The organism is Streptomyces sp. NPDC046887, assembly GCF_040644755.1.
Lineage (GTDB): Bacteria > Actinomycetota > Actinomycetes > Streptomycetales > Streptomycetaceae > Streptomyces > Streptomyces lichenis.
Genome location: NZ_JBEYXH010000033.1, coordinates 1 through 25,676 on the forward strand (window position 1 = coordinate 1; position 25,676 = coordinate 25,676).

Consider the following 25,676-nt stretch of genomic DNA (forward strand, 5'->3'; position numbering starts at 1 on the left):
GGGAGACCCCGGCCCGGGTGGCCCGCGCCTACCGCGAGATGCTCGCGGGGATGCGGATGGACCCGGAGGACGTGCTGACGACGAAGTTCGCCCTGGCCCCGCGGCCGTACCCGTTCCGTACTGCTTACAGCCCCCGCCGGGGAGCGGGCGGCAGCGCGGCCGGCACATGGTGGTGCCCGCCCCGGTGCACGGGACCGACCTGCTGCCAGCCGCCGCCGAACCCGGCGTGCTGCGCCGCGTATCCGCCACTGCCGGTGCCGAACGCCCGGAACCCGAGGTCCTCCTCACCGCTCCGGTCGAACGGCAGCGTCCGGAAGGACCGCAGATACTCGGAGTACAGCGCGTCGTAGATCGGGGTGGCCGAACCCGCCACCGAACCGCTCACCGACAGATGGCCGGTCATATGCCCGATAGCGGCCTGTCCGGAGCCGGAATGGCCGGGCGCCGCATGCCCCGACCCCCCGTCATGGGACGGGCGCATGGCCGGAATCGGGTGGTAGGGCTGGCGAGATGGTTCGTATGGGTGCACGTAGGTGCCAACGACCCCGCCGCCCGGGGGATGCGGCCGGGGCCCCTCCGGTACGGGATGGGACCGGTCCGGACCGCCCGCCGCCCGGCCGTGCCGGCCGGTACCCCCGGCGCCCCTGCCCCCGCCGCCGCCTGGGGCGGCCCCCTCCGGCATCAGGTACCGGCCAGCGGCATGGACCCCGCCACCAGTCGGCCGTCGGCCGCCGCCTTCTCCAGCGCGTCCCGCAGCAGGTCCTCACGCGGCTGCTGGCCGATCGAGCCCACCGGGGCGGCGAACACCAGCACCGTGTGCGACTTGTTCGCCGCGGCCCGCCAGCCGTCCGTCACCTGGAGCGGCTGGTGCGCCTGCCACCAGGCCACCGGGCTGCCGCCGCCGGTGCCCGGCTGGAGGATCGCGTGCAGCTGCCCCATGGCCAGCAGCACCGACCAGCCGGCCACCGGGCTGGGCACCTGGTTCACCTGCGACACCGGGAGGAAGCCCTGCTCGATCAGGAGCGGCAGGAACTCGTCGGCGAACCCGTCCGACCCGGGCCGGGCGATCGGCGCGGTCGGCTCCACCACCAGCGCGGGGTGCAGCTCGCCCTCGATCAGCACCAGCCCGCTGGTGACACCCAGCACCGCCTGGTCGGTGGCGGCGGGGGCCGGCCGCGCCGGCTGATGCGGCTGCTGCGGCTGCTGCTCGGTGCTGGTGATCGACCGGACGGCGCCCTGGAGCTGGTCCTCGGCGACCCTCACCACCTGGGAGGGGATGCAACTGGCGTGCGCGAAGGCCAGCACGGCCGTCTCCTCGCCCACGAACAGCACGGTGCTGGTGCGCTCCTGCTCGGAGTCGCCCGGGGTGCGGCAGGAGGTGCAGTCGTAGCTGCCCGGAGCGTTCTCGCCGGCGAGCAGCCGGTCGGCTTCCTCGTCGCCGATCTCGGCGCGTACGTCCTCGCTGACGTCGAGCATGCGGGACACGGGGGACTCCTCGGACTCATCACGTGCGATGCCGGGCGGATCCCGGCACGTCTGTGAAGGGTTCAACGGGCGACCCGCGGCCCGGGTCACGCGTACGGACCAAACCCGTGGGGGCCGGCGGTTGCCGGCGGTAGCGTCGGCCGACCGGGTGGGCCCGTGCCCTGCCGCCCGCGCGGTGGCCCTGCCGTGGCCTCCGCCGTGCCTAGCGTGGCCCGATGCCGAAGATCCGCTTCTGGCCGGTGCTGGTGCCGGCCGTGCTGCTGCTCCTGGCCGGGCCCGCGCCAACCGCCCTGGCGGCGGCACCCGGCGGCCACCCGCCACCACCCGCCCCCGGCCCGGGCGCGGCCCCCACCGCGGCCGACTGCCGCACCGACCAGTGGCCGTGGGGCTGCGTCGCCGACTGCGAGAGCAGCGGCCGGTGGCACATCAACACCGGCAACGGCTACTACGGCGGCCTCCAGTTCCGCCAGTCCACCTGGGAGGCGTACGGCGGGCTCAAGTACGCCACCCGCGCGGACCTCGCCACCAAGCAGGAGCAGATCACCGTCGCCCAGGAGGTGCTGCGCTGGCAGGGCTGGTCCGCCTGGCCCACGTGCTCCAAGCAGTACGGCCTCTCCGGCCGCGCCCACACCGTCCAACCCGGCGACACCCTCTCCGCGCTGGCCCGCCGCTTCAAGGTCCCAGGCGGCTGGAAGGCCCTCTACCAGGCCAACACCAAGGTGATCGGCGCCGACCCTGACCGGATCCGGCCGGGGACGCTCCTGTCGCTGCCGCTCTAGTGTCGGCGGGTCGTCGTTCGCGGGCCGGGCCTCGCGTGGGCGGCTTGCGCCGCCGGTGTTCGGGCCTGACCGCTGCCCGGTGGCCTCGCTGACGCGGGTGGGTCTGTGCCGGTTGCGGTCCGGTGGCCTCTCGCAGGCCCGGCGGTCGGGTCCGCTCTCCGGTGGGTGGGGGCGTGGGCGCTCCGGGCTCACGTGCTCGCCGCTCGCGCGCACCGTTCGACGCTCAAGCGACCGCCTCATTACGTTCGGCGGTCCCCCAAGGACTTCGTCCAGGGGGTGCCCCCAGCGCGCGCGACCCTGCGTACCCCCACCCGACCGGCGGCGCACTGACCCGTCTCGCTGTGGCTGATGCGTTCCCGGGCCAGGGCCCGGATCGGTTGGACGGCGCCGCCCGGCGGGTGATACGGCCACGCCGGGCTCCTGCCCCGTACCGCCCACCGGGGCTGTGCCCCGCGTATGGGCCCTGCCGTGCCGAGGGGCCCGCACCGCTCGCACGGACCCCCCCGACCGGTGGGGCGGCTATCCCCCCCACCGCGGTGGCCAATCTCCCGGGCCGAGGGCCCGCATCAGTCGGACGCCACCGCCCGGCGGTTGTACGGGCCAGACGCAGACGCGTCAGCGCACCCACCGGGCGGACCCGGTCAACGGCGGCGCCAGCCGCCCACGCCGCCCGCGATGGGGCCCGGTAAGGTCGGGGGGCCAGGGGTACGTCCTGGTTTCGTCAACACCGGGGGACGCGGCGACGCGATGCGCATCTCTTTTCTGCTGCACAACGCCTACGGAATCGGCGGCACCATCCGTACCACCTTCAACCTCGCCCAGGCGCTGGCCGAGCGGCACGAGGTCGAGATCGTCTCGGTCTTCCGCCACCGCGAGCAGCCCACGCTAGGGGCCCCCGCCGGGGTGGTGATGAAGCACCTGGTGGACCTGAGGAAGAAGTCGCCGGAGTACGCCGGCGACCACCCGGACTACCAGCGCCCCGCGAAGGTGTTCCCGCGCGGGGACGGGCGGTGGAAGCAGTACAGCCGGCTGACGGACGCCCGGATCGCGGCGCATCTGAAAGGGCTGGACGCCGATGTGGTGGTGGGGACGCGGCCGGGGCTGAACGTGCATATCGCGCGGCAGGCCCCCGCCGGGCCGGTGCGGGTGGGGCAGGAGCATCTGACGCTGGACAGCCACGGCTACCGGCTGCGCCGGGAGATCGGGCACCGGTACGGGCTGCTGGACGCCGTCACCACGGTCACCGAGGCGGACGCCCGGTCGTACCGGACCCGGCTGAAGCTGCCCGCGGCGGTGCGGATCGAGGCGGTGCCGAACAGCGTGCCGGAGCCGGAGGTCGGGCCCGCCGACCCCGCGGCGAAGTACGTGGTGGCGGCCGGGCGGCTGACCCGGGTGAAGCGGTACGACCTGCTGGTGGAGGCGTTCGCCAAGGTGGTGGCCGCCCGTCCGGACTGGCGGCTGCGGATCTACGGCTCGGGGGACGCGACCGGGAACGAGAAGGACGCGCTGCGGGCGCTGGTGGAGGAGCGGGGGCTGGGGGAGCACGTCGCGCTGATGGGGACGGCCAACCCGCTGGACGCGGAGCTGGTCAAGGGGTCGATCGCGGTGTCGACCTCGCGGCTGGAGTCCTTCGGGATGACCCTGGTGGAGGCCATGCGGTGCGGGCTGCCGGTGGTGTCGACCGACTGCCCGCACGGGCCGCGGGAGATCATCGAGGACGGGGTGGACGGCCGGCTGGTGCCGGTCGGGGACGCGGACGCGGTGGCGGAGGCGCTGCTGGGCTATATCGAGGACGACGAGCTGCGGCGCCGGGCCGGTGCGGCCGCGCTCGCCAACTCGCGCCGGTTCGACCCGGTGGCGATCGCCGAACGCCATGAGGCGCTCTTCACCGAGCTGGTGGGCCGCGGCGCGGAGGGGCGGCGGCGCAGTCGGGTGCGGGACGGGGTGCAGCGGGTGCGCGGCGCGGTGCTGGACGCCGGGTACGCGGCCCGGTACAAGGCTGCGGGGCTGGTGCGGCGGGGCGGCGGTCGATAGGTCGGTTGTTGAGGACAAGAGGTGTCCGGGAGGGGTGCCAGACTCCTTGTATGTGGGACACCTCGGCACGTCTGCTGCGTCTGCTGTCCTTGCTCCAGGCGCACCGCGAATGGTCCGGCGCCGACCTCGCGGACCGGCTCGGCGTCACCCCGCGTACCGTGCGCCGGGATGTGGACCGGCTGCGCGGGCTGGGCTATCCGGTGCACGCCTCACCGGGGACGGGCGGCGGCTACCAGCTGGGGGCCGGGGCCGCGCTGCCGCCGCTGCTGCTCGACGATGACGAGGCGGTCGCCGTGGCGGTGGGGCTGCGTACCGCCGCGGGCACGGGTATCGAGGGGGTGGGGGAGACCTCGGTACGGGCCCTGGCCAAGCTGGAGCAGGTGCTGCCGGACCGGCTGCGCCGCCGGATCGGCGCCCTGACCGCGTTCACCGTGCCCATGCTGCGGGCGCCCGAGGCCCGGATGGACCCCGGGGTGCTGACCGAGCTCGCGGCGGCCTGCCGGGACAGCGAGCGGCTGCGCTTCGGGTACCGGGACCACGGCGGCGCCGAGACCCGGCGCACCGTCGAGCCGCACCGGCTGGTGTGCACCGAGCGCCGCTGGTACCTGGTCGGCTGGGACGTGGACCGGGAGGACTGGCGTACCTTCCGGGCGGACCGGATCGAGCCCCGCCCGCCGCACGGGCCCCGGTTCACGCCCCGCCCGCCGCCCGCCGAGGACCTGGCGGCGTATGTGTCGGAGGGGGTGTCCACGCGGGCGTACGCCGCGCGGGCGGTGGTCCGGCTGTTCGCGCCGCTGGAGGAGGCCCGGCAGGCGTTCGGGCCGATGGACGGCACGCTGGAGGCGGAGAGCGCCACCAGCTGCCTGCTGCACACCGGCGGGACCAGCCTGGATGTGCTGGTGATCCATGTGGTGCTGGCGGGGTTGGAGTTCGAGGTGGTGGAACCGGCCGTGGTGGATGAGCACATCCGGGCGGTACGGGACCTGCTGGGACGGGCCCTGGAACGTTCGCGGGGGAGGGCCCGGGCCGGCGAATGAGGCGGGGGCGAGTACCCGGAAACGGTGGGCGGGAAATGGGGTCGGATGGGGGCGGATGGGGTGGGGGCGGAAAGCGTTGGGAAGGGGCGGGCCGGGGCCATTCGGGTGGAAAGGCGGCGGGGGGAGCTGACGGGGTTGTGGAATTCCTCCGAATGCGCCCCGGGGGATTTGGGCGGACCTCCGGAATTCAGCCGGTCGGGTGGGGTGGGGAGGCCGCGGTGGCCCGGGGTGGTGACGGACCGCGTACGGGTGGGCTGTCGCGGTCCTGTGACGGAAACGTGATCGGGGGTGGATGTGGGGGTGGTGGGGCTGGGGGGTCGGCGCGGATCGCCCGCTTCCGCCGTGGTGCGCGGCCGCCTACGGTGAGGTGCATGGCATCGATTCCGACCCCTTCCGGACAGCCCGCCGACGCGCCCGAGGCGTATGTGGGACTCGACGAGACCGAGGCGGAGCGGCTGGCCCGCGACCGCGGCTGGACAGAAGTCCGCTCCCTGCCGCCCGGCACCGTGATCACGCTGGAGTTCGTGGCCGGGCGGATCAACTTCGAGGTCACCGACCAGACCGTCACCCGCTGCTGGGTCGGCTGAGCGGCCCCGAGGGCAGGGGAAAGGGGCCCGGTTCCTGGAGAGGGAGAGGAACCGGGCCCCTTTCGCGTACCGCTGGGCGCGGGTGGGTCAGCCGCCGGTTGCCGGGCGGGAGCGCGGTGGGCGGCGGCTGCCGGCCGGGGTGACGGGGGTGCGCTCGGAGCGGACCGCGGAGTGGGCGCTGTGCGCGCGGGGGTGGTGGGTGAGGGTGGCCCGGGTGGCGGTGCGGGTGCCGCCGGAGGCGCCGACCGGGTCGAGGGCCGCCTCCTCGGCGGGACTCTCCGGGGCGGGCGCGCCGAGCCGCCCGCGGTGGGCGGCCGGCCAGGCGCCGCCCGCCGCGACCGGCACCGTCGGCAGTCGTCGGCGGCGCGCCCGCAGCCGTTCGCGGGCCGCGAAGACCACGGCCTCGGCCCGGCCCATCAGCGGCTCGCACCAGGGCAGGGCCAGCAGGATCAGCAGTCCGGCGGCCCAGCCCAGCAGGACGTCGCTCAGCCAGTGGGTACCGAGGTAGACCGTGGTCAGGCCCACCCCCAGGGCCACCACCGCGGAGACGGCCGACAGCACCCGCCGGGCCGTCGGGGTGGTGGCGAGATAGGCGAGGATGCCCCAGGTCACCACGGCGTTGGCGGTGTGGCCGGAAGGGAATATATCGCCGCCGGCGAACATCTCGGTCGAGCCGACCTGCGTCGCGTAGTGCGGGCCCAGCCGGCCGAGGCCGAGCTTCACCGCGCCCACCGTGACGTTCAGCAGCAGCAGCGCCGCGCCCAGCACCAGCAGCGGCCGCAGGGTGTGCTGCCGCCAGGAGCGCCAGCCCAGCCAGGCGGCCACCATCACGGCCGTCGGACCGCGCTGTCCCAGCACCACGAAGTAGTCGAGGGTCGCGTGCACCTCGGGCCACTGCTGGTAGGGCCGGAAGAGCATGACCTTCCAGTCGATGATCACCAGCCAGGACGAGGCCAGCACGGCGACGACGATCGCGAGGTAGAACGCCAGCGTCCCGCCGAAGAGGGCGAGACGGGTGCGGCTCATCCGCGGGATCTCAATCTTCGGCGGTTCCGGCTCCCGGTCCAGACGGGCAAAGATGTCGGTACGCACCCGATCGACGTTACAGGGAGTGAGTGACAGCCCACGCCCATCCGCTCTCTTCGTGATGACGATGTGATGTGGGATCCGTCTCGGGGTGCTGCTTATTCCCTGCTTATGCATAACCGTCGGTGACCTCGGGGCGGTATTAGCCGGGGGCTCTTCCGGACGTTTGTTTGTAGGGCGGAGGGAATTCGCCGGGGGTGGGGACCCGGGTGGCACCGGCGCGGAATCGCTCCCTTCGGGGTGCCGCCGGAGCCGTTCCGGTGGACCGGGTGCCGGGGGCGGGGCGGCGCGCCCCGCGGCCCTACCCGCGGGTAGCGTCGAGGCGCCGGATGCCCGCGTACCCGTGGCCTACGCCACAGCCGTGCGTCTGCCCCGTGAGAGCTGGACCACGCGCCCCACCGGCGGACTCGCGTACGCTGGCACATCACTCGCCCCGATGCCGGGCCGCCCCGGACACGTCCCCCTCCGGCCGGTCGCCCGCCGGGCGCGAGGGACATCCATCTGCGGGAGGTACGTACATGTCCCTGACGACCATGGCCGGAGCGCGCTCCCGCGCCACCGGCGGCGGTGCCAACCGCTGGGTCGTCCTGATCGTCCTCTGCGTGAGTCTGCTGCTGGTCGCCCTCGACGCGACCGTCCTGCACGTCGCCGTCCCCGCGGTGACCGAGGATCTGCGGCCGAGCTCCACCGCGCTGCTGTGGATCGTCGACGCCTACCCGCTGGTGTGCGCCTCGCTGCTGATCCTCTTCGGCACGCTCGGTGACCGCGTCGGACGCCGGCGGGTGCTGCTGGTCGGCTACGGGATCTTCGCCGCCGCCTCCGCGCTCGCGGTGGCCGCCGAGACGCCCGCGGTGCTGATCGCCGCCCGGGCGCTGCTCGGCGTCGGCGGCGCGATGATCATGCCGGCCACGCTGTCGATCCTCCGCGCCGTCTTCCCCGACCGGCGCGAACGGGCCACCGCCATCGGAATCTGGACCGCGGTCGCCGCCGTCGGCGCCGCAACCGGACCGGTCCTCGGCGGCTTCCTGGTCGAGCACTTCTGGTGGGGCTCGGTCTTCCTGATCAACCTGCCGCTGATGGCGGTGATCCTCCCGCTGGGCCGCCGGCTGCTGCCCGAGTCCCGCGGTGGCGACGACGGCCCCTGGGACGTGCTGGGCGCCCTGATGGCCGCCGCCGGTGTGCTCGGCGTGGTCGTCGGCGTCAAGCGGGCCGGCTCCGGCCACGCCCTGGACCCGGCCACCCTGGCCGCCCTGGTGGTGGGCGGTGGGGTGCTGGCGCTGTTCGTGCGCCGGCAGAAGCGGCGTACCCATCCGCTGATCGACATGCGGATGTTCGCCCGGCCCGCCTTCACCACCTCCGTCGGCTGCATCGTGCTCGCCATGCTGGCCCTGGTCGGCCTGGAGCTGATCGCCGTCCAGTACCTCCAGCTGGTGCTGGGGCTCAGCCCGCTGCAGACCGGGCTGCGGCTGTTGCCGCTCACCTTCGCCGCCATGGCCGCCGGCGCCACCGGCTCGTACACCCTGGCCCGGATCGGCCCGCGCCGGATGGTCGGCTGGGGGTTCGTGCTCACCGCCGCCGCCGTGCTGCTGCTGCTCCTCATGAACCACGACGACCGGCCGGTGCTGCTCACCACCGGGTTCGTGCTGCTGGGCTTCGGGCTCCAGACCACCCTGTTCGGGGCCTACGAGTCGATGCTCAGCGAGGCCCCGGCCGAGAGCGCGGGCGGCGCGGCCGCGATCGGCGAGACCTCCTACCAGCTGGGCGCCGGGATGGGCATCGCGCTCCTCGGCAGCGTGATGAACGCCGCGTACGCGCCCGGGCTGCGGGACGTCCCCGGAGTGCCCGGGCCGGCCGCCGCCTCCGCCGCCAACTCGCTCGGCGAGGCCTACCGCACGGCCGCCCAGCTCGGCGGCCCGGTCGGTGAGGCGCTGCACCGCACCGCCCGGAACGCCTTCGTGCAGGGGCTGCACCTCACCCTGGCGGTCAGCGCCGGGCTGCTGCTGCTCGGCGCGCTGATGGCGGTGCGGCTGCCGAAGGTGATGGAGAACCCGGCCGACGCCGACGCCCGCCTCGGCGGCACCGACCACCATCCGGCCGAGCAGCCGCGTACCCAGGGCGACGGGGTGCCCCGCGCCCGGACCGCCGCCGAGTCGGCCCGGCTGCCCGCCCGGCCCGGCCCCGTCCGGCCCGCGACCGCGCCCCGCAACGGAGCCCGCTGAGCAGCCCCGCGGTGGGGCGCGCCGGGCGCTGCGCCCCGGGTCACCCTGGACGCGCGGCACCGGGGGCCGTAACGTCGGCGAACGGCCGTGACTACCACTGCTAGTTTTCCCGCGTTCCTCCGTGCCTGAGCCCGAGCCCGCGCCCGAAAGGTCCCCCGCGATGTCCGCACCCGCGAAGCTCCCGCCCTTCGACGCCGGCGACCCGCTCGGCATCGACGACCTCCTCGACCCCGAGGAGCTCGCCGTCCGCGACACCGTCCGCACCTGGGCCGCCGACCGGGTGCTGCCGCACATCGCCGAGTGGTACGAGTCCGGCGAGCTGCCCGGCATCCGCGAGCTGGCCCGGGAGCTCGGCTCCCTCGGCGCGCTCGGCATGACCCTCGACGGCTACGGCTGCGCCGGGGCGAGCGCCGTCCAGTACGGGCTGGCCTGCCTGGAGCTGGAGGCCGCCGACTCCGGCATCCGCTCGCTGGTCTCCGTCCAGGGCTCGCTCGCCATGTACGCGATCCACACCTACGGCTCCGAGGAGCAGAAGCAGCGCTGGCTGCCGTCCATGGCGGCCGGCGAGACCATCGGCTGCTTCGGGCTGACCGAGCCCGACATCGGCTCCGACCCGGCCGCCATGCGCACCCGTGCCAAGAAGGACGGCACCGACTGGGTGCTCAACGGGCGCAAGATGTGGATCACCAACGGCACGGTCGCCGGGGTCGCCGTGGTCTGGGCCCGCACCGACGAGGGCATCCGCGGCTTCGCCGTGCCCACCGACGCACCCGGCTTCTCCGCCCCCGAGATCAGGCACAAGTGGTCGCTGCGGGCCTCGGTCACCAGTGAGCTGGTCATGGACGACGTCCGGCTGCCCGCCGACGCGCTGCTGCCCGGCGCCACCGGGCTCAAGGCACCGCTGGGCTGCCTCAGCCACGCGCGGTACGGGATCGTGTGGGGCGCCATGGGCGCCGCGCGCTCCTCCTTCGAGGCCGCGCTGGAGTACTCCCGCAGCCGGGAGCAGTTCGGCCGGCCCATCGGCGGCTTCCAGCTCACCCAGGCCAAGCTGGCCGACATGGCCCTGGAGCTGCACAAGGGCATCCTGCTCGCCCACCACCTCGGGCGGCGCCTGGACGCCGGACGGCTCCGCCCCGAGCAGGTCAGCTTCGGCAAACTGAACAACGTCCGGGAGGCGATCGACATCTGCCGCACCGCCCGGACCATCCTGGGTGCCAACGGGATCTCGCTGGAGTACCCCGTCATGCGGCACGCGGGCAACCTGGAATCGGTGCTCACCTACGAGGGCACCGTGGAGATGCACCAACTGGTGCTCGGCAAGGCGCTCACCGGTCTCGACGCGTTCCGGTGACCCCGGGGCCACCGGTCTGTCGGTGAGCGGCCCTGCCGGTCAGCTCTGGTTGAAGAAGCCGTCCTGGCGGTGGGCCCCCGGCTCACCGCTGACGATCCGGGTGTCGGCCGGGGTCAGCAGGAACACCCGGGTCGCCACCCGCTCGATCGAACCGCGCAGCCCGAAGGTCAGCCCGGCCGCGAAGTCCACCACCCGCTTGGCGTCCGCGGAGTCCATCGCGGTGAGGTTCACGATCACCGGGACGCCCTCGCGGAACAGCTCCCCGATGTTCCGGGCGTCCCGGAAGCCGTCCGGGGTCACCGTGGCGATCCGGCGCCCCTCCTCCTGCGCGGACTCGGAGGCGACCCGCACCCGCGGGTCGGTCACCCAGGCGTCGTTGCTGCGCTCACCCTCGGCGTACTCGTCGTCGTAGTAACGCTCGTCGCTGTCCTCGACGAGGCCAAGCCATGCACTCGCCTTGCGCACCGATCCCATGGACGCCTCCTTTCAACGCGGTCACTGGTGGTTCCGCTATCCCTATGGTCGTCCATCATGCGGATCCCGCGCCAAGTGGATAGTCGCCGCGCGAGGGATTCGTGACGGTACTGGTGCAGAGGATGTGGCGATTCGTCAAGGTCCTGCCTGCGCAAGCCCCCTGACGAACGGTCTCCGTAACTCACATATGACATTCAGGCCGGACGGGTGAGCGGACCGGCGGACGGGTGAACGACCTGCCGATACGATGCCCGCGCAATCGAACGACACACGGGGGGACACGAGATGTTCGGCATCGTCAGACCCTGCTCGCACCGGCTCACCGACGGGCTGAAGACCGAGTGGATGGCCCATCTCTGCGGACTCTGCCTGGCACTCCGCGCCGATCACGGGCAATTCGCCCGGATCGCCACCAACTACGACGGACTGCTCATCTCCGTACTGACGGAGGCTCAGGCCGCGCCCGACCCCACCGCCCGGCGCACCGCCGGGCCCTGCCCGCTGCGGGCCATGCGCACCGCGCCGGTCGCCCGCGGCGAGGGCGCCCGGCTCGCCGCCGCCGTCTCGCTGGTCCTCGCCTCCGCCAAGATGCGCGACCACCTCGCCGACGGCGACGGACTGCTCGCCCGCCGCCCCATGGCCGCCGCCGCCCGCCGGGTCGCCCGCGGCTGGGACCGGGCCGGCGCCCGCACCGGCCGCTCCCTCGGCTTCGACACCGCCCTGCTGGTCGACGCGGTGGACCGGCAGACCGGCATCGAGGCCCTGGCCGGCCCCGGCACCCCGCTGCTCACCGTCACCGAACCCACCGAGACCGCCACCGCGGCCGCCTTCGCCCACACCGCGGTGCTCGCCGGCCGCCCGCACAACGCGGCGCCGCTCGCCGAGGCGGGCCGGCTCTTCGGCCGCCTCGCCCATCTGCTGGACGCCGTCGAGGACCGCGAGGCCGACGCGGCCGCCGGTGCCTGGAACCCGCTCACCGCCACCGGCACCGGCCTCGCCGAGGCCCGCCGCCTGGCCGACGACGCCCTGCACGGCATCCGGCTCGCCCTGCGTGACACCGACTTCACCGACGACAAGCTCGTCCACGTCCTGCTCGCCCACGAGCTGCGGGTCTCCATCGACCGGGCCTTCGACTCCCCCTCCTGCTCCCACCAGCAGCCGGGCCCCTACGGCCCCCCGCCGGGCCACGGCCCGGGTCCGGTGGACGGCAATCCCTATGCCGTCGGCGGCCCGTACGCGGGTGGGCCGTACGCGGGTGGCGGGCACGCCCACGGCGGGATGCCGCCCGGCGGCGGGGGTCACGGCGGGCACGGCGGGGGCTTCGGGGGCGGGCACGGGCAGCCGCAGCCCAAGAAGCCGCGCGGGCTGCTGGCCGGCTGCGCCGCCTTCATCGGGCTGTTCTGCACCTGCCAGATCTGCTGCGCCAAGGAGTACGAGGGCCCCTGGTCCCGCAAGAAGCGCGAGGGCTGCTGCCACAGCTGCGACTGCGGCCCCAACTGCAACTGCGACGGCTGCGACTGCTGCTGCCCCTGCGACTGCTGAGACGCCCCTTCGGCGTACCGGCCGGGGGTCGTACGCTGGCGGCATGAGCAGCGATCCCGTGCAGGACTGGAAGCAGTGGCACGAGCAGCGCACCGCCGCGGTCTCGGCCCCCTACGGTCCACTTGCCCTCACCGGCACGTACTGGCTCTCCGACCACCCCGACGGGCGGCTGCCCGGCGTCCCCGGCCTCTGGCGGGACGCCGGGGAGCACGTCCTCCTCACCGCGGCCCCCGCCGACGGCCTCACCGCCGACGGGCGCCCGGTCGACGGCGAACTGCGGCTCACCGCCGAGCAGGGCCTCCCGGAGCACGCCTCCCTCGCCGCCGGCGAACGACACCTCCTCGTGCTGCGCCGCGAGGGCCAGTGGGCCGTGCGCGACTTCGACCCCGCCTCCCCGGCCCGGCGCGCCTTCCAGGGCATCGAGGCCACCCCGTACGACGAGCAGTGGGCCGTGCCGGGTGTCTTCACGCCCTACGACGGCGAGCAGCGCGTCCGGGTGGAGAACGCCGACGGCCGCGAACGCGGACTCGGCCTGGGCGGCGAGCTGGTGTTCACCCTCGCCGGCACCGAGCACACCCTGCGGGTCGCGGTCGAGGACGACGGCTCGCTGTGGGCCGTCTTCGCCGACGCCACCGGTGAGGACGGCTCCTCCTACCGCTTCCGCTTCCTGCGGCCCGGCGCCCCGGAGGCGGACGGCACCATCACCGTCGACCTCAACCGCGCGCTGCTGCCGCCGTGCGCCTTCGCGGACCACTTCATCTGCCCGTTCCCGCCGCCGGGCAACACCCTGGACGTGCCCGTCGCCGCGGGCGAGCGGCGCGTCCGGGCCTGGTGAACCCCGCCTCGCGCCGGGGCGCCTGAGCAACCGTGAGCACCCCGGACGGCTCACCGTCCGGGGTGTTCGCGCCCTGCCCGGCGGCGGCCCGGTTTGACACCATGGACGGCGGGGCTGTCACCGTGGGGGGATCGGGGGGCGTATGAAGCGCATCGGAGTCACCGGTCACCGGGACATCCCGCCCGAGCTGCACGCGCACGTCCGGGCCGCCATCCACGAGGCCTTCCGCGGCCATGGCGGCGGCACCGGCCTGGAAGCCCTCTCCAGCCTCGCCACCGGCGCGGACCAGCTCTTCGCGGACATCGCCCTCGCCTGGGGCGCCGAACTGACCGCGGTCATCCCCAGCGGCGACTACGAGGACGGGTTCGCCGACCCGAGGGAGCTGGCCCGCTACCACTGCCTGCGCACCCGGGCCACGCGCGAGGTCCGCCTCGACTTCCCGCACTCCACCGACGAGGCGTACTACGCGGCCGGCGCGTACATCACCGACCACTGCGACCGCCTCATCGCCGTCTGGGACGGCTGCCCGGCACGCGGGCTGGGGGGCACGGGGGACATCGTCGCGTACGCGCTGGGGCGGGGGCGGCCGGTAACGGTGATCTGGCGCGACGGGGTCACCCGGGGGTGACGTGGTCGGTGCGGGTCTTCGGCAGCGAGGCCACCGACCCGCGGCCGAAGACCCGCAAGCCGGCGGCGGCTACCTACGGTGCTGGACGAGCCAGTCGGTGTGTTGGGGGCTGACGATGCGTTCGGTTTCGTAGACGGCGGCGGGCCAGCGGTCCTCGCCGACGGTGGTCTCCATCGCGGTGTGCATCGCCGCGAGGTCCTCCTCGACCAGGGAGTGCGCGGCGATCAGCGGCTGGTGGCGGCGGATCTCGCTCCAGGCGACGCACGCCGCGGCGGCGGAGGAGAGCAGGGCGGCGGTGACGGCGGGGGACTCGAAGGAGAGGAGCCGCAGCACGCCGAGGGCGAGGGCGGCGACCGTGAGGAGGGAGATGGTGGCCGACCAGAGGGTGGTGGCGCGGCGGGAGACGACGGTACGGCGGTGGTACCAGTTGCGCTGCTCGATCAGACGGTCCCGGACGTACGTCTCCTTGCGTACCTGAAAGGGTCGCTCGCGTAGCCGCCGCATGGCCGGGGTGATGAGCTCTGAGGCGCTGTCGGGCGCGTCGGTGGTACGGGGATCTGACCAGCCGGTCTTGCGCAGCTCGGCGAGGCCCTGTTCGAGGCGGGAGAGGAACTCGGCGTCGGCGTCGGAGCGGTCGGCCGTGAAGGGGGTGCCGTGGACGGCGTACCGCCAGCACATGGACTTGATGAACTCCGCGGCGGAGCGGTTCAGTTGCCACTGGGAGGCGGCGCGGCGGCGGGAGGCCCGCCAGGTGGCCCAGAGGACCCCGGCGTAGGCGGCCGCGCTGAGCGCCCCGGCCGCGCGGAAGGGCAGCGCGAACACCAGCGCGCCGAGGACGAGCAGCCATAACTGGAGGCGGGTGTCCTGGACCGCCTCGCGCTGCCGGGCCACCGCGGTCTCGTCCGCGCGGTGGAAGAGCCCCGGAAGGTCGCTGTTGCGGAAGACCATGCTCCGCGTGTGGTCCTGGGACTGCGTCATCGCCCACCCCCGTCTGCGGCGTCACCCGTGCGGTGCAAGGGGCCGGGTTTGATTGGTCGAAGCGCCTGGTCCGGGCCCCTCGGGATGGGCGTTCGCCACCTGCCCGCCACCCCTCCACGCGCTGATTTGCCGTGGGTGGCCATGAGGGTAAAGTCGTGCCGCCGACACTGCAATGGTGCCGCCAGCCAAGATCGACCCCACTCCCTTAGGACGGCCGTCGTGACTCCTCAGATCCCCGCCGCGTTCGCCGCCGCGAAGCCGCACCGTGTCCCGCTCGCCGAGATCGACGTCCGCGGGGCCGCCGCGGAGCGCAAGCTCGGCCGGCTGCTGCCCTCGGTGAGTGACCGCACCGAGCGGGTTCCCACGTTCAACTCCGCGATCTGACACGGTCCGCGGCGCATCACCGAAGAGCGCCGTACAAGGTCATGAACCGCCCTAGACTGGCGGAATGACAGGACCACTGGTCCCCTTTCGCGAGATCGTCCTGAAGGTCCACAGCCGCTGCGACCTCGCGTGTGACCACTGCTATGTCTACGAGCACGTCGATCAGAGCTGGCGCACCCGCCCCAAAGCGATCACCGACGAGGCCGTCTCGTGGACGGCTCGGCGTCTGGCCGAGCACGCCGAGACCCATGCTCTGCCCTCCGTGACGGTGATCCTGCACGGAGGGGAGCCCTTGCTGGCGGGGCCGGCCCGGTTGCGGCGGGTGTGCGAGGAGCTGACGGGGGCGCTTGCCGGTTCGGATACGCGGCTTGATCTGCGGATTCATACCAATGGGTTGCAGTTGTCGCCCCGTTATCTTGATCTGTTCGCGGAGTTCGGCGTCCGGGTGGGGATCTCCCTGGACGGGGACAAGGCGGCCAACGACCGGCACCGGCGCTTCGCCGACGGGCGGTCGAGCCATCCGCTGGTGCTGCGGGCGGTGGGGCTGCTCCGGGAGGAGCGCTACCGGCAGCTGGACCTGGGCCTGCTGTGCACGGTGGACGTCCGGAACGACCCGGTGGCGGTGTACGACGCGCTGATGGAGCTACGGCCGCCGCGGATCGACTTCCTGCTGCCGCACGCCACCTGGGCGCAGCCGCCGGTGCGGCCGGACGGCTCGCCCACCGCGTACGCGGACTGGCTGCTGGCGGTGTTCGACCGCTGGGACGAGCAGGGCCGGCCGGTGCCGGTGCGGCTGTTCGAGTCGGTGCTCTCCACCCTGGGCGGCGGGCCCGCGCTGACGGAGTCGCTGGGGCTGGCGCCGACCGATCTGGTGGTGGTGGAGACCGACGGGACGCTGGAGCAGGTGGACTCGTTGAAGAGCGCCTATGAGGGTGCGGCGGCGACGGGGTTCGATGTGCGGCGGCATACGTTGGACGAGGTGGCCGCGCATCCGGGGGTGCGGGCTCGGCAGCTGGGGCTGGCGGGGGTGAGCGAGGAGTGCCGGCGCTGTCCGCTGGTGCGGTCCTGCGGCGGGGGGCTGTACACCCATCGGTACGGGGAGGACGGGGGGTTCGACCATCGTTCGGTGTACTGCGAGGACCTGGCGGCGCTGATCCGGGGGGTGGAGGACCGGACGGCCACCCGGGGGGTGCCGGCGGCGCTGATCGAGCCGGAGGCGCTGGCCGCCGAGCAGCTGGAGTTGACCCGGATGGTCCTGGCCGAGTTGAACGGTGCGCTGGACGGGCGCGGCGGCGAGGAGTGGGCCGAGGTGTGGGAGCTGGCGGGGGAGGTGGAGCGGCGGCGTCCGGAGGCGTTGGACGGGGTGCTGGCGCATCCGTTTGCGCGGGGGTGGTTGCTGGGGTGCTGGGAGGGGCTGGAAAGCGGCTCGGAGGCGTTCGGGCTGGCCCGGTATGTGGGGGCGGCGGTGGTGCGGGGCCGGTTGGATCTGGCGGTGCGGGTGCCCCGGGTGGGGGAGGGGCCGGTGGCGTTGCCGGGGCTGGGGGAGCTGGATCCGGGGGCGGGGGGAGCGGTGGTGTTGCGGCCGACGGGGGATGGGGGGCTGTTGGTGCGGGTGGGGGGAGGAGAGCGGTGGATCCCTCGGTTGGACGTGAACGTGGACGTGGACGGGGTGGGGTGGCGGGCGGTGCGGTCGGGGGGCGGGGTGGATCTGGACGATGTGGATCCGGGGCGGGGGGCGGTGGGGGCGGTGGTGGCCGGGCGGTTGGGTGAGGCGGAGGCCGCCGGGTGGGCGGCGCGGTTGGGGGCGGCGTGGGGGCTGCTGCGGGAGGCGGGGGTGGGGGCTGAGGCGGCCGCCGGGCTGACGGTGCTGACCCCGGTGCGGGGGACGGAACCGGCCGTGGGGCGGCATGGGTACGGGGCGCTGGGGGTGCCGTTGGCGGGGGAGCCGGAGGTGCTGGCGCGGGCGCTGCTGACCGGGTTCCGGCGGGCCCGGTTGCGGGCGCTGCTGGATGTGGCGGACCTGTACGCGATGGACGGGGGGTGGCTGCGGCCGGCGCCCTGGGGCGGGGCGCGGCTGCCGGTGTCGGCGCTGCTGGCGGGGGCGTACGAGCGGGCCGGGCTGGCCGCGTACGAGGCCGGGCGGGGTGGCGGCGGGGAGTACCGCGAGCAGGCCGAGCGGGCGCTGGACCTGCTGGAGGGGGCCGCCGAACTGACCACCGGGGGCAAGTTGTTCGCCGAGGGGGTGCGCAAGGAGCTGCATGGGATGCGGGGGGTTTCGAACGGCGTTCGCACGGTTGCCGGTTGACCGAAAACCGGTGGGGAATGACCGAACAAGGGGGGAGCGGACGACGGCCGCTCCGGAATGATGGATCAGCTCGCACCCTCGTGCCCGGGGGACCGGGCGGTCATGGAGGGACGGGGGTCATGGGTGACGTCACCGCAGCGCCGAGCGGCTGACCTTCGGCCGTACTTCTTCCTCAGCTACGCCCACACCCCCCGGTACGCGGCCGGGGGCCCCGACCCCGATATGTGGGTGGAGCGGCTTTACCGGGACCTGTGCGGCCATGTGATGGCGATGACCGATCTGCCGGCTGGGGCCTCGGCCGGGTTCATGGACCGGGAGATACGTTCCGGGGAGGGGTGGTCCGAACGGCTGGGGGAGGTGCTGGCCACCTGCCGGGTGTTCGTACCGCTGTTCTCGCCCCGCTACTTCGCCAGCGAGATGTGCGGCAAGGAGTGGTACGCCTTCGCCACCCGGGCCATCTACCACCACGCCCGGCACAACCGGCCCGCCGAGGCGATCGTGCCCGCGCTGTGGGTGCCGGTGCCGCCCGAGCAGCTGCCGGGCCCTGCGGAGCGGTTGCAGTTCAACCACCGGGACTTCGGCGACCGGTATGTGACGGACGGGCTGTACGGGCTGATCAAGCTGCGGATATTCGCCGAGGAGTACGAGCGGGCCGTCTACGAGCTGGCCAAGCGGATCGTGGCGGTGGCCGACACCGTCGGCATCAGCCCCGGGCGGCCGGTGGACTACCGGGCCGCGCCCAGCGCCTTCGGCACCTCGGGGCGCGGGCCCCGGCCGCTGAAGGTCACCGTGGCCGCGCCCACCCGCCACGACCTGCCCGAGGGGCGGGAGGCGGAGTACTACGGGGAGTCGGCGCAGGACTGGAACCCGTACCACCCGGAGGCGGCCCGGCCGCTGGCCTATGTGGCCGAGGACCTGGTCCGCTCGCTGAACTACCAGGCCACGGTGGGCTCCTTCGACCACGAGGGCGGCCCGGGGGACACCAAGGCGCCACCCTCCCAGCCGGAGATCCTGCTGCTGGACCGCTGGGCGCTGAGGGACGAGGAGCGCCGGGCCCGGCTCGCCGCGCTGGACGCCGAGCACCGGCCCTGGGTGAGCGTGGTCGTCCCGCGCAACCCGGCCGACCACCAGGAACGCGCCCATGACGCCGAGCTGCACCGCGTACTGGAGCAGACCATGCCGGTGCAGACCGGGCAGGGCCGCCCCGCCAGCCGGGCCGCGGCCCGCGGCGTACCCAGCATGGAGGCGTTCGGCCAGATCCTGCCGCAGGTGGTGGAGGCCGCCGCCCAGCAGTATCTGCGGCACGCGGCGGTCTACCCGCCCGCCGGCGGCCGCCACACCGAACGGCCGCGGCTGCGCGGCCCGATGGCCTCGGAGTACGGCACCACGCACGGCCAACCGGAGACGCACCAGAGCGCGCCCGATGCGGAGGACCTCGGATGACACCCGGTCGCGACGGACGGATCATCACCTTCTACTCGTACAAGGGGGGCACCGGGCGGACCATGGCGCTGGCCAACACCGCCTGGATACTCGCCGCGAACGGCAAACGGGTGCTCGCCGTCGACTGGGACCTGGAGGCGCCCGGGCTGCACCGGTTCTTCCACCCCTTCCTCGACCCGTCCACGCTGGGCGCCACCACCGGGGTGATCGACCTGATCACCGAGTACGCCTGGGCCGCCACCAGCCCGGTGCAGCGCCCCGACGACTGGCACCGCGACTACGCCCGGATCCAGCCGCACGCGGTCTCCCTCGCCCCGGAGGCGCTGGGCTGGAGCTTCCCGGACGGCGGCACCCTGGACTTCGTCTCGGCGGGGCGGCAGAACCGCGAGTACTCGGCGACGGTGTCCACCTTCGACTGGGACAACTTCTACGACCGGCTGGGCGGCGGGCACTTCTTCGACGCGCTGCGCGAGGACATGAAGGCCGGCTACGACTACGTGCTGATCGACAGCCGGACCGGGCTGAGCGATATCGCCGACATCTGTACGGTGCACCTGCCGGACGCGCTGGTGGACTGCTTCACCCTCAGCGACCAGTCCATGGACGGCGCCGCGGCGGTGGCCCGGCAGATCGCCGAGCGGTACGGCGGCCGGGGCATCCGGATCTTCCCGGTGCCGATGCGCATCGACGAGGGCGAGAAGGAGAAGGCCGACGCCGGGCGGGCCCTGGCCCGGCTGAAGTTCGACGGCTTCCCGTCCGGGATCGTCGGGGACGAGCTGGCCGCCTACTGGGGCGCGGTGGAGATCCCGTACCGGCCCTACTACGCGTACGAGGAGACGCTGGCCACCTTCGGCGACGACGCCGGTATCGCCAACTCGCTGCTGTCTGCCTTCGAACGGCTCACCGCCGTGGTCACCGACGGGCAGGTCACCGCCATGCCGGCGATCCCCGAGGACGCCCGGCTGCGGGTCCGCGACGCCTTCACCCGGCGCCGCCCCGCGCTCCCCGCGGACCTGTTCCTGTCGTACGTCGCGGAGAACCGGATGTGGGCCGACTGGGTCGAGTCGGTGCTCACCCGCGCCGGGTTCCGGGTGGTCCCCCGGGACGTCTCCGCCGACCCGGCGATCACCGGCTCCGACCCCCGGGAGGCCGCCGAGAACGCCGCCCGCACGGTGGTGCTGCTCTCCGCCGCGTATCTGAAGTCCGCCCGGGCCGTGCAGGTGTGGGAGCGGGCCGCCGCCGAGGACTCCGCCGCCGGGCGCCGCCAGCTGCTGCCGGTGCGGGTCGGCGACGTCCGGCTCACCACCCCGTACATCGACCGCAACCCGGTGGACCTCTTCCGCCTGGACGAGGTGCACGCCACCGCCTCGCTGCTGCGCGCCCTGGACCGGCCCGCCACCCCGCTGAGCGAGGGCGTGCCACCCGGGCCGCGGTTCCCCGGCACCGTGCCGAAGATCTGGAACGCGCCCCCGCGCAACGCCGGCTTCACCGGCCGCTCGGTGGTGCTGGAGCGGATGCGCGACCAGCTGGGCGGCGGCATGGCGGTCGTCCTGCCGCAGCCGCAGACCCTCTACGGCCTCGGCGGCGTCGGCAAGACCCAGGTGGCCCTGGAGTACGTGCACCGCTTCATGGCCGACTACGACCTGGTGTGGTGGATCTCCGCCGAGCAGAGCGACGACGTCATCGCCTCGCTCGCCGAACTCGCCGTCCGGCTCGGCGCCCAGGGCGGCGAGGACATGGCCACCGCCTCCCAGGAGGCCGTGGACCTGCTGCGCCGAGGGGTGCCCTCGCACCGCTGGCTGCTGGTCTTCGACAACGCCGACGACCCCGAGCGGCTGGGCCGGTTCTTCCCCAGCGGCGGCCACATCCTGGTCACCTCCCGCAACCAGACCTGGTCCCAGTACGGCGACGCGCTGCCGGTCGACGTCTTCCTGCGGGAGGAGTCCGTCGAGCATCTGCAACGCCGGGCCAGGGGGCTCAAGCCGGAGGACGCGGACCGGGTGGCCGAGGCGGTCGGCGACCTGCCGCTCGCCGTGGAGCAGGCCGCCGCCTGGATCGCCGAGACCGCCACCCCGGTCTCCACCTATCTGGAGCAGCTGGAGGGCGCCGCCGCCCGCACCCTCGCCCTCAACCAGCCGGCCGGCTACCCCGAACCGGTCGCCGCCACCTGGAACGTCTCCATAGAACGGCTCCAGGAGCGCTCACCGGCCGCGGTGCGGCTGCTCCAGCTCTGCGCCTTCTTCGCGCCCGAGCCGATCCACGCCAACCTGCTCTACAGCAAGGAGATGATCGAGGCGCTCAAGCCGTACGACGCTTCCTTGCAGGAGAAACTGGTGCTGGGGCGGGTGATCCGGGAGATCGGGCGGTTCGCCCTGGCCAAGGTCGACCAGGTCTCCAACTCCATCCAGCTGCACCGCCTGGTGCAGGCGGTGATCCGCTCCCAGCTGTCGGAGACCGAGCAGCGCGAGGCCCGGCACGCCGTGCACCGCATCCTGGCCGGCGCCCGCCCCGACGACGACGAACCGATCGACAACCCCGAGACCTGGCCCCGGTTCGCCACCATCTGGCCGCATCTGACCACCTCCGAGGCCCGCTTCTGCAAGGAGCCGGAGACCCGCCGGCTGCTCATCGACCGGGTCCGCTACCTGTGGAAGCGCGGCGACATCCAGAGCGCCTGGGCGCTCGGCGGCGAACTGCGCGACGACTGGCGGGAACTGCTCGGCAACGACGATCTGCAGTACCTCTACCTGCGCTTCCACCTCTCCAACATCCTGCGTACCCAGGGCCGCTACGTGGAGGCGAAGGAGCTGGACGAGGAGACCCTGGAGCGCCAGCGCCGGGTGCTGGGCGCCTCCCACCCGCACACCTATATGACCACCAGCGGCCTGGCCATGGACCTCGGCACCCTCGGCCAGTACGGCGAGGCGATGGAGCTGGCCACCGAGGCCCACGAGGGCTTCAACCAGATCTTCCACGAGTCCCACCCCCGTACCCTGGCCGCCGCCAACAACCTGGCGCTCAACCTGCGGATGGTCGGCCAGTACGCCCGCGCCCGGGAGATCGACCAGGACGTCTACGACCGGCGCACCGAGGTGCTGGGCCCCGACCACCCGTACACCCTGTCCTCCGCCGCCTCGCTCGCCCGCGACCTGCGCGAGGTCGGCCGCTACGAGGACTCCGTCGCCCTGCTCTCGCGCACCTACGACAGCTACAAGCGCACCCTGGGCCGCGCCTTCCCCGGCACCCTGGCCGCCGCCAAGTCCCTGGCGGTCTCGCTGCGGAAGGCCGGGCTGCTGGAGGACGCCCGGCGGCTCACCACCGCCACCCGCGCCCGCTACCGGGCCAAGTACACCTCCGCCAACCCCGACTCGCTCGCCTGCGACCTCAACCTGGCGGCCGACCTGTACGCGGCCGGGGACCCGGTCGCCGCCCGGGACACCGCCCAGGAGGTCGTCGACCAGTACATGAAGGTCCCGGGCGAACGGCACCCCTACACCCTGGCCGCCCTCAACAACCTGGGCATCTACCAGTGGGGCTGCGGCGACCCGGAGGCCGCCGACCAGCTGCTCGCCACCACCCTGGCGGCGACCCGGGAGGTGCTGGGCGAGCGCCACCCGCATGTGCTGTTCTGCACGGTCAACCTGGCCAACGCCAAGGCCGACCTCGGCGAGCTGGAGGAGGCCCTGGCCATCGAGCGGCGCGCGGTGGCCGCGCTGCGCGAGGTCATGGGTGCCCACCATCCCGAGGTGCTGGGCATCGCCTCCAACATGGCGGTCACCCTCGGCGCGCTGGGCCGCAAGGACGAGGCCGCGCTGCTGCGGGTGGAGACCGCCGAGGAGCTGTCCCGGCTGGTCGGCGACGACCACGCGCTGACCCGGATGGCCCGCGACGAGCGCCGCGTGCACCGGGACCTGGAGCCGCTGGCGGTGTGAGGGGAAGATCCGTACGGGCCGGGGCCGAGGATCGGCTACGGGGACGGCGCGGCCGCCCTCGTCCCCGGCCGCCCCGTCCCGGGTCGGCCGCCCGGTCCCGTGACCGGGCGGCCGTCTCCGTACGGTCCGGCTGCTCCCGGTACCGGCTCAGGCGGCTTCGGCGTCCCCGGTGTCCAGCAGCCAGGTCAGCACCCGGGGCAGGGCGTGCAGGGCGTCGAAGTGGGCGGCGGACGGCTCCAGTACGGCCGTCGCCCCCGGGATGCGCTCGGCGAGCCAGCGGGAGTGGCCGACCGGCGAGAACACGTCCTGCTCGCCGTGCCAGAGCAGCACCTCGCCGGGGATGTCCGCCGGGTCGAATCCCCAGGGCATGCAGAACGCCAGCGCGTCGTCGATCCAGCCCCAGGCCGAGGTGCGCAGCGCCTCCTGGTAGTTGCGCAGCAGCATCGAGCGGACCCCGGCGTCCGCGACCACCATCCGGTCCGAGGCGGTCAGCTCCCGGCGCAGGTCGTCCAGGAGCCGCACCGGGTCCTCGCGGATGGCGTCCGCGCGCGGGGTGAGCCGGGCGGCCACCCCGCCGGGGTCCTGGGTGGCGGCCGTGTACTCGCTGACGTTGAAGGCGGTCATCCCCTCGAACCAGTCGAGCCCGTCCGCGTCCCGCGGCGCCAGCGTCACCAGCGCGGCGGTACGGGTCACCCGGTCCGGCAGCAGCGCCGCGCAGGCCAGCGCGTGCGGGGCGCCACCGGAGCGGCCCACCACAGCGAACCGTTTCAGCCCCAGCGTGTCGGCGATGACCGCCACGTCTTCGGCGACCGCGGCCACACTCCGCCCGGCCAGCCGGTCCGAACCGCCGTAGCCGGGGCGGTCATAGGCGATGAGCTGCATTCCGCGCTGGTAGAGGACCATGCCGCGGGGTGCCGGACCGAGTCTGCTGCCGGGTGTGCCGTGCAGCAGGAAGACCGGTCTTCCCTGCGGGTCCCCCAGGCGCTCCACCATCAGATGCCGGCCGTCAGCCGCGCGCACTCGACCTCGCACGCCCCCGCCCCCTTCAGTCGAGCTGATCCGATGATGGCCCATCAGTCCGGCGCTGGGGAGGGCGCGTCGGGGCGGACCGGTGCGCGGCGGGGGCGGGCGCCGGGGTGTCGGGAGTGTTGTGGTCCATACCTTCGACGGCTGTGGTCCGTACCTTCCGGCGGAGGGTGTTCCCGTTCGGTGTGAAGATTGCGAACCGTAACTTCCGGTAACGGCCCGACCGGTGACCACCCCGGGGGCGGGCCGTGAAGGTCGGGTGCCCGTCCGGTGACCGTCCTTGTGGGCTACTCGGCGGTATCGGAATAGTGAGCGGCCCATCCTCCGTGCCATCCGGTGCCCCCACGCATCTGGTTGGCATGGCCCCCACAGGAAGGCGAAGGACGAAACGTGAACCATCGGCGTAGTTCGAAGAAGCGGATACTCATGGCCGGCGGAGCCGTGGCGGCTCTGGTCGGCGCGGGCGTGACGGTGCAGACCGCGAACGCCAGCCAGGACACCGGCGCACAGGTGCAGGTCCGGACGCTGTCGGTGGCGGCGGCCGGTTCGCTGGCCTCGTCGCTGCAGAAGGACCTCGGGAGCGAGGCGGCGGGTGCGTTCTATGACGCCTCGGCGAAGAAGCTCGTGGTGAATGTGGTGGATCAGGCGGGTGCGGACGCGGTGCGTGCGGCGGGTGGTGAGGCCAGAATCGTGGAGAACACGCTGGCGGAGCTGAAGGCGGCCCGTGGTGAGCTGAAGAAGGACGCGTCGGTGCCGGGGACCTCCTGGGCGGTCGACCCGGAGACCAACACGGTGATCGTGACCGCCGACCGTACGGTGAAGGGTGCGGATCTGGCGAAGGTGACCTCGGCGGTCAAGGAGCTGGGCGGCAAGGCGGAGTTGAAGCGCACCCAGGGCGAGTTCCGCACCTTCCTCTCCGGCGGTGACGCGATCCACTCCGGCGGTGGGCGCTGCTCGCTGGGCTTCAACGTGGTGAAGGACGGTGCGCCGCACTTCATCACGGCGGGGCACTGCGGTGAGACGGGGAGTGAGTGGTCGGAGTCGGCGGGGGGTGCGCCGGTGGGGAAGATGGTGGATTCGCAGTTCCCGGGCAATGACTTCGCGTTGGTGAAGTACGAGGGTGATGTGTCGGCGCCGAGCGAGGTGAACCTGTACGGCGGTGGGACGCAGGCGATCGCCAAGGCGGCCGAGGCGACGGTGGGGATGAAGGTGACGCGGTCGGGGTCGACGACGCAGGTGCACGAGGGCACGGTGACGGGGTTGGACGCCACGGTGAACTACGGCAACGGTGATGTGGTGGAGGGTCTGATCCAGACCGATGTGTGCGCGGAGCCGGGGGACAGCGGTGGGTCGCTGTTCTCGGGTGACGCGGCGGTGGGTCTGACCTCGGGTGGCAGTGGGGACTGCTCCTCGGGTGGGGAGACCTTCTTCCAGCCGGTGACCGAGGCGCTGAGCGCCACCGGCGCCACCATCGGCTGACGGTCCGGCACCCGTCTGATGAACGGGCGGTGCGCCGGCGGGATTCCCGGCGCACCGACTCCCCCCACACAG

20 protein-coding genes and 1 pseudogene are annotated in these 25,676 nt (G+C 73.6%); 15 read left to right on the forward strand and 6 right to left on the reverse strand.

What is annotated here, in order from left to right; all coding sequences use genetic code 11:
• Window positions 1-95 (forward strand): annotated as a pseudogene (locus tag ABZ945_RS25085) (GTP cyclohydrolase I FolE); the annotation flags it as partial.
• Between the two features lie 29 nt (window positions 96-124).
• Here the strand turns inward: ABZ945_RS25085 and ABZ945_RS25090 are convergent.
• Together ABZ945_RS25090 and ABZ945_RS25095 are read right to left on the reverse strand one after the other, a co-directional pair.
• On the reverse strand, window positions 125-403 hold the full coding sequence (locus tag ABZ945_RS25090) for a hypothetical protein (protein WP_361273556.1): 279 nt from the start codon (window positions 401-403) through the stop codon (window positions 125-127).
• Window positions 404-681: 278 nt separating this feature from the next.
• On the reverse strand, window positions 682-1,485 hold the full coding sequence (locus ABZ945_RS25095) for a hypothetical protein (protein ID WP_361273559.1): 804 nt from the start codon (window positions 1,483-1,485) through the stop codon (window positions 682-684).
• Between the two features lie 215 nt (window positions 1,486-1,700).
• Here ABZ945_RS25095 and ABZ945_RS25100 point away from each other — a divergent pair, with 215 nt between their 5' ends.
• From ABZ945_RS25100 to ABZ945_RS25115, 4 genes are all read left to right on the forward strand, one after another.
• On the forward strand, window positions 1,701-2,264 hold the full coding sequence (locus ABZ945_RS25100) for a transglycosylase family protein (protein ID WP_361273561.1): 564 nt from the start codon (window positions 1,701-1,703) through the stop codon (window positions 2,262-2,264).
• A gap of 747 nt (window positions 2,265-3,011) precedes the next feature.
• Window positions 3,012-4,298: a glycosyltransferase family 4 protein gene (locus ABZ945_RS25105; protein WP_361273563.1), complete on the forward strand. Its 1,287-nt coding sequence runs from the start codon at window positions 3,012-3,014 to the stop codon at window positions 4,296-4,298.
• 50 nt (window positions 4,299-4,348) lie between these two features.
• Window positions 4,349-5,335 (forward strand): YafY family protein, encoded by a 987-nt coding sequence (locus ABZ945_RS25110; RefSeq protein WP_361273566.1) that lies wholly within the window; start codon window positions 4,349-4,351, stop codon window positions 5,333-5,335.
• 371 nt (window positions 5,336-5,706) lie between these two features.
• Window positions 5,707-5,922, forward strand: coding sequence for an I78 family peptidase inhibitor (locus tag ABZ945_RS25115; RefSeq protein WP_361273569.1), 216 nt, complete (start codon window positions 5,707-5,709; stop codon window positions 5,920-5,922).
• A gap of 87 nt (window positions 5,923-6,009) precedes the next feature.
• Here ABZ945_RS25115 and ABZ945_RS25120 read toward each other — a convergent pair whose 3' ends face one another.
• The gene (locus ABZ945_RS25120) at window positions 6,010-7,014 is read right to left on the reverse strand and encodes a phosphatase PAP2 family protein (protein WP_361273572.1); all 1,005 of its coding nucleotides are present in this window, start codon (window positions 7,012-7,014) and stop codon (window positions 6,010-6,012) included.
• A gap of 512 nt (window positions 7,015-7,526) precedes the next feature.
• On the opposite strand from ABZ945_RS25120, the gene ABZ945_RS25125 reads away from it, so the two are divergent.
• Both ABZ945_RS25125 and ABZ945_RS25130 read left to right on the forward strand, forming a co-directional pair.
• On the forward strand, window positions 7,527-9,227 hold the full coding sequence (locus tag ABZ945_RS25125; RefSeq protein ID WP_361273574.1) for an MFS transporter: 1,701 nt from the start codon (window positions 7,527-7,529) through the stop codon (window positions 9,225-9,227).
• 160 nt (window positions 9,228-9,387) lie between these two features.
• Complete coding sequence (locus ABZ945_RS25130; protein WP_361273576.1) at window positions 9,388-10,578, forward strand: acyl-CoA dehydrogenase family protein; 1,191 nt, start codon at window positions 9,388-9,390, stop codon at window positions 10,576-10,578.
• A gap of 39 nt (window positions 10,579-10,617) precedes the next feature.
• Here ABZ945_RS25130 and sepF read toward each other — a convergent pair whose 3' ends face one another.
• On the reverse strand, window positions 10,618-11,052 hold the full coding sequence (gene sepF / locus ABZ945_RS25135; protein ID WP_361273578.1) for a cell division protein SepF: 435 nt from the start codon (window positions 11,050-11,052) through the stop codon (window positions 10,618-10,620).
• 285 nt (window positions 11,053-11,337) lie between these two features.
• Between sepF and ABZ945_RS25140 the strand changes: the two genes are divergently transcribed.
• The 3 genes from ABZ945_RS25140 (at window position 11,338) to ABZ945_RS25150 (ending at window position 14,057) form a co-directional block, all read left to right on the forward strand.
• Complete coding sequence (locus ABZ945_RS25140) at window positions 11,338-12,594, forward strand: DUF5685 family protein (RefSeq protein WP_361273581.1); 1,257 nt, start codon at window positions 11,338-11,340, stop codon at window positions 12,592-12,594.
• Between the two features lie 43 nt (window positions 12,595-12,637).
• Complete coding sequence (locus ABZ945_RS25145; protein ID WP_361273583.1) at window positions 12,638-13,429, forward strand: DUF1684 domain-containing protein; 792 nt, start codon at window positions 12,638-12,640, stop codon at window positions 13,427-13,429.
• A 142-nt stretch (window positions 13,430-13,571) separates the two neighbouring features.
• Window positions 13,572-14,057, forward strand: a complete 486-nt coding sequence (locus ABZ945_RS25150) for a hypothetical protein (protein WP_361273585.1) — start codon at window positions 13,572-13,574, stop codon at window positions 14,055-14,057.
• A gap of 69 nt (window positions 14,058-14,126) precedes the next feature.
• Here ABZ945_RS25150 and ABZ945_RS25155 read toward each other — a convergent pair whose 3' ends face one another.
• Window positions 14,127-15,035: a DUF4231 domain-containing protein gene (locus tag ABZ945_RS25155; protein ID WP_361273588.1), complete on the reverse strand. Its 909-nt coding sequence runs from the start codon at window positions 15,033-15,035 to the stop codon at window positions 14,127-14,129.
• 219 nt (window positions 15,036-15,254) lie between these two features.
• On the opposite strand from ABZ945_RS25155, the gene fxsA reads away from it, so the two are divergent.
• The 4 genes from fxsA to fxsT all read left to right on the forward strand — a co-directional run bounded on the left by fxsA (window position 15,255) and on the right by fxsT (window position 23,099).
• On the forward strand, window positions 15,255-15,419 hold the full coding sequence (gene fxsA, locus ABZ945_RS25160) for an FxSxx-COOH cyclophane-containing RiPP peptide (RefSeq protein WP_248637020.1): 165 nt from the start codon (window positions 15,255-15,257) through the stop codon (window positions 15,417-15,419).
• Window positions 15,420-15,483: 64 nt separating this feature from the next.
• Window positions 15,484-17,724, forward strand: a complete 2,241-nt coding sequence (gene fxsB, locus ABZ945_RS25165) for a radical SAM/SPASM protein FxsB, inactivated metallohydrolase extension form (protein ID WP_361273591.1) — start codon at window positions 15,484-15,486, stop codon at window positions 17,722-17,724.
• A gap of 123 nt (window positions 17,725-17,847) precedes the next feature.
• On the forward strand, window positions 17,848-19,167 hold the full coding sequence (locus ABZ945_RS25170; RefSeq protein ID WP_361273593.1) for a TIR-like protein FxsC: 1,320 nt from the start codon (window positions 17,848-17,850) through the stop codon (window positions 19,165-19,167).
• Window positions 19,164-23,099, forward strand: coding sequence for an FxSxx-COOH system tetratricopeptide repeat protein (fxsT, locus tag ABZ945_RS25175; protein ID WP_361273596.1), 3,936 nt, complete (start codon window positions 19,164-19,166; stop codon window positions 23,097-23,099). The genes ABZ945_RS25170 and fxsT overlap by 4 nt, the downstream gene beginning before the upstream one ends.
• Window positions 23,100-23,246: 147 nt before the next feature.
• On the opposite strand, the gene ABZ945_RS25180 is transcribed toward fxsT, so the two are convergent.
• Window positions 23,247-24,131 (reverse strand): alpha/beta hydrolase, encoded by an 885-nt coding sequence (locus tag ABZ945_RS25180; protein WP_248637218.1) that lies wholly within the window; start codon window positions 24,129-24,131, stop codon window positions 23,247-23,249.
• Window positions 24,132-24,515: 384 nt separating this feature from the next.
• Between ABZ945_RS25180 and ABZ945_RS25185 the strand changes: the two genes are divergently transcribed.
• Window positions 24,516-25,604: a S1 family peptidase gene (locus tag ABZ945_RS25185; RefSeq protein ID WP_361273598.1), complete on the forward strand. Its 1,089-nt coding sequence runs from the start codon at window positions 24,516-24,518 to the stop codon at window positions 25,602-25,604.
• The last annotated feature ends 72 nt before the right edge of the window (window positions 25,605-25,676 follow it).

What these genes read in the sequence shown, in the direction of transcription:
- ABZ945_RS25090 (WP_361273556.1), bottom strand. Translation starts at nt 403, where the DNA reads ATGACCGGCCATCTGTCGGTGAGCGGTTCGGTGGCGGGTTCGGCCACC.
- ABZ945_RS25100 (WP_361273561.1), top strand. Translation starts at nt 1,701, where the DNA reads ATGCCGAAGATCCGCTTCTGGCCGGTGCTGGTGCCGGCCGTGCTGCTG.
- ABZ945_RS25105 (WP_361273563.1), top strand. Translation starts at nt 3,012, where the DNA reads ATGCGCATCTCTTTTCTGCTGCACAACGCCTACGGAATCGGCGGCACC.
- ABZ945_RS25110 (WP_361273566.1), top strand. Translation starts at nt 4,349, where the DNA reads ATGTGGGACACCTCGGCACGTCTGCTGCGTCTGCTGTCCTTGCTCCAG.
- ABZ945_RS25115 (WP_361273569.1), top strand. Translation starts at nt 5,707, where the DNA reads ATGGCATCGATTCCGACCCCTTCCGGACAGCCCGCCGACGCGCCCGAG.
- ABZ945_RS25125 (WP_361273574.1), top strand. Translation starts at nt 7,527, where the DNA reads ATGTCCCTGACGACCATGGCCGGAGCGCGCTCCCGCGCCACCGGCGGC.
- ABZ945_RS25130 (WP_361273576.1), top strand. Translation starts at nt 9,388, where the DNA reads ATGTCCGCACCCGCGAAGCTCCCGCCCTTCGACGCCGGCGACCCGCTC.
- sepF (WP_361273578.1), bottom strand. Translation starts at nt 11,052, where the DNA reads ATGGGATCGGTGCGCAAGGCGAGTGCATGGCTTGGCCTCGTCGAGGAC.
- ABZ945_RS25140 (WP_361273581.1), top strand. Translation starts at nt 11,338, where the DNA reads ATGTTCGGCATCGTCAGACCCTGCTCGCACCGGCTCACCGACGGGCTG.
- ABZ945_RS25145 (WP_361273583.1), top strand. Translation starts at nt 12,638, where the DNA reads ATGAGCAGCGATCCCGTGCAGGACTGGAAGCAGTGGCACGAGCAGCGC.
- ABZ945_RS25150 (WP_361273585.1), top strand. Translation starts at nt 13,572, where the DNA reads ATGAAGCGCATCGGAGTCACCGGTCACCGGGACATCCCGCCCGAGCTG.
- ABZ945_RS25155 (WP_361273588.1), bottom strand. Translation starts at nt 15,035, where the DNA reads ATGACGCAGTCCCAGGACCACACGCGGAGCATGGTCTTCCGCAACAGC.
- fxsB (WP_361273591.1), top strand. Translation starts at nt 15,484, where the DNA reads ATGACAGGACCACTGGTCCCCTTTCGCGAGATCGTCCTGAAGGTCCAC.
- fxsT (WP_361273596.1), top strand. Translation starts at nt 19,164, where the DNA reads ATGACACCCGGTCGCGACGGACGGATCATCACCTTCTACTCGTACAAG.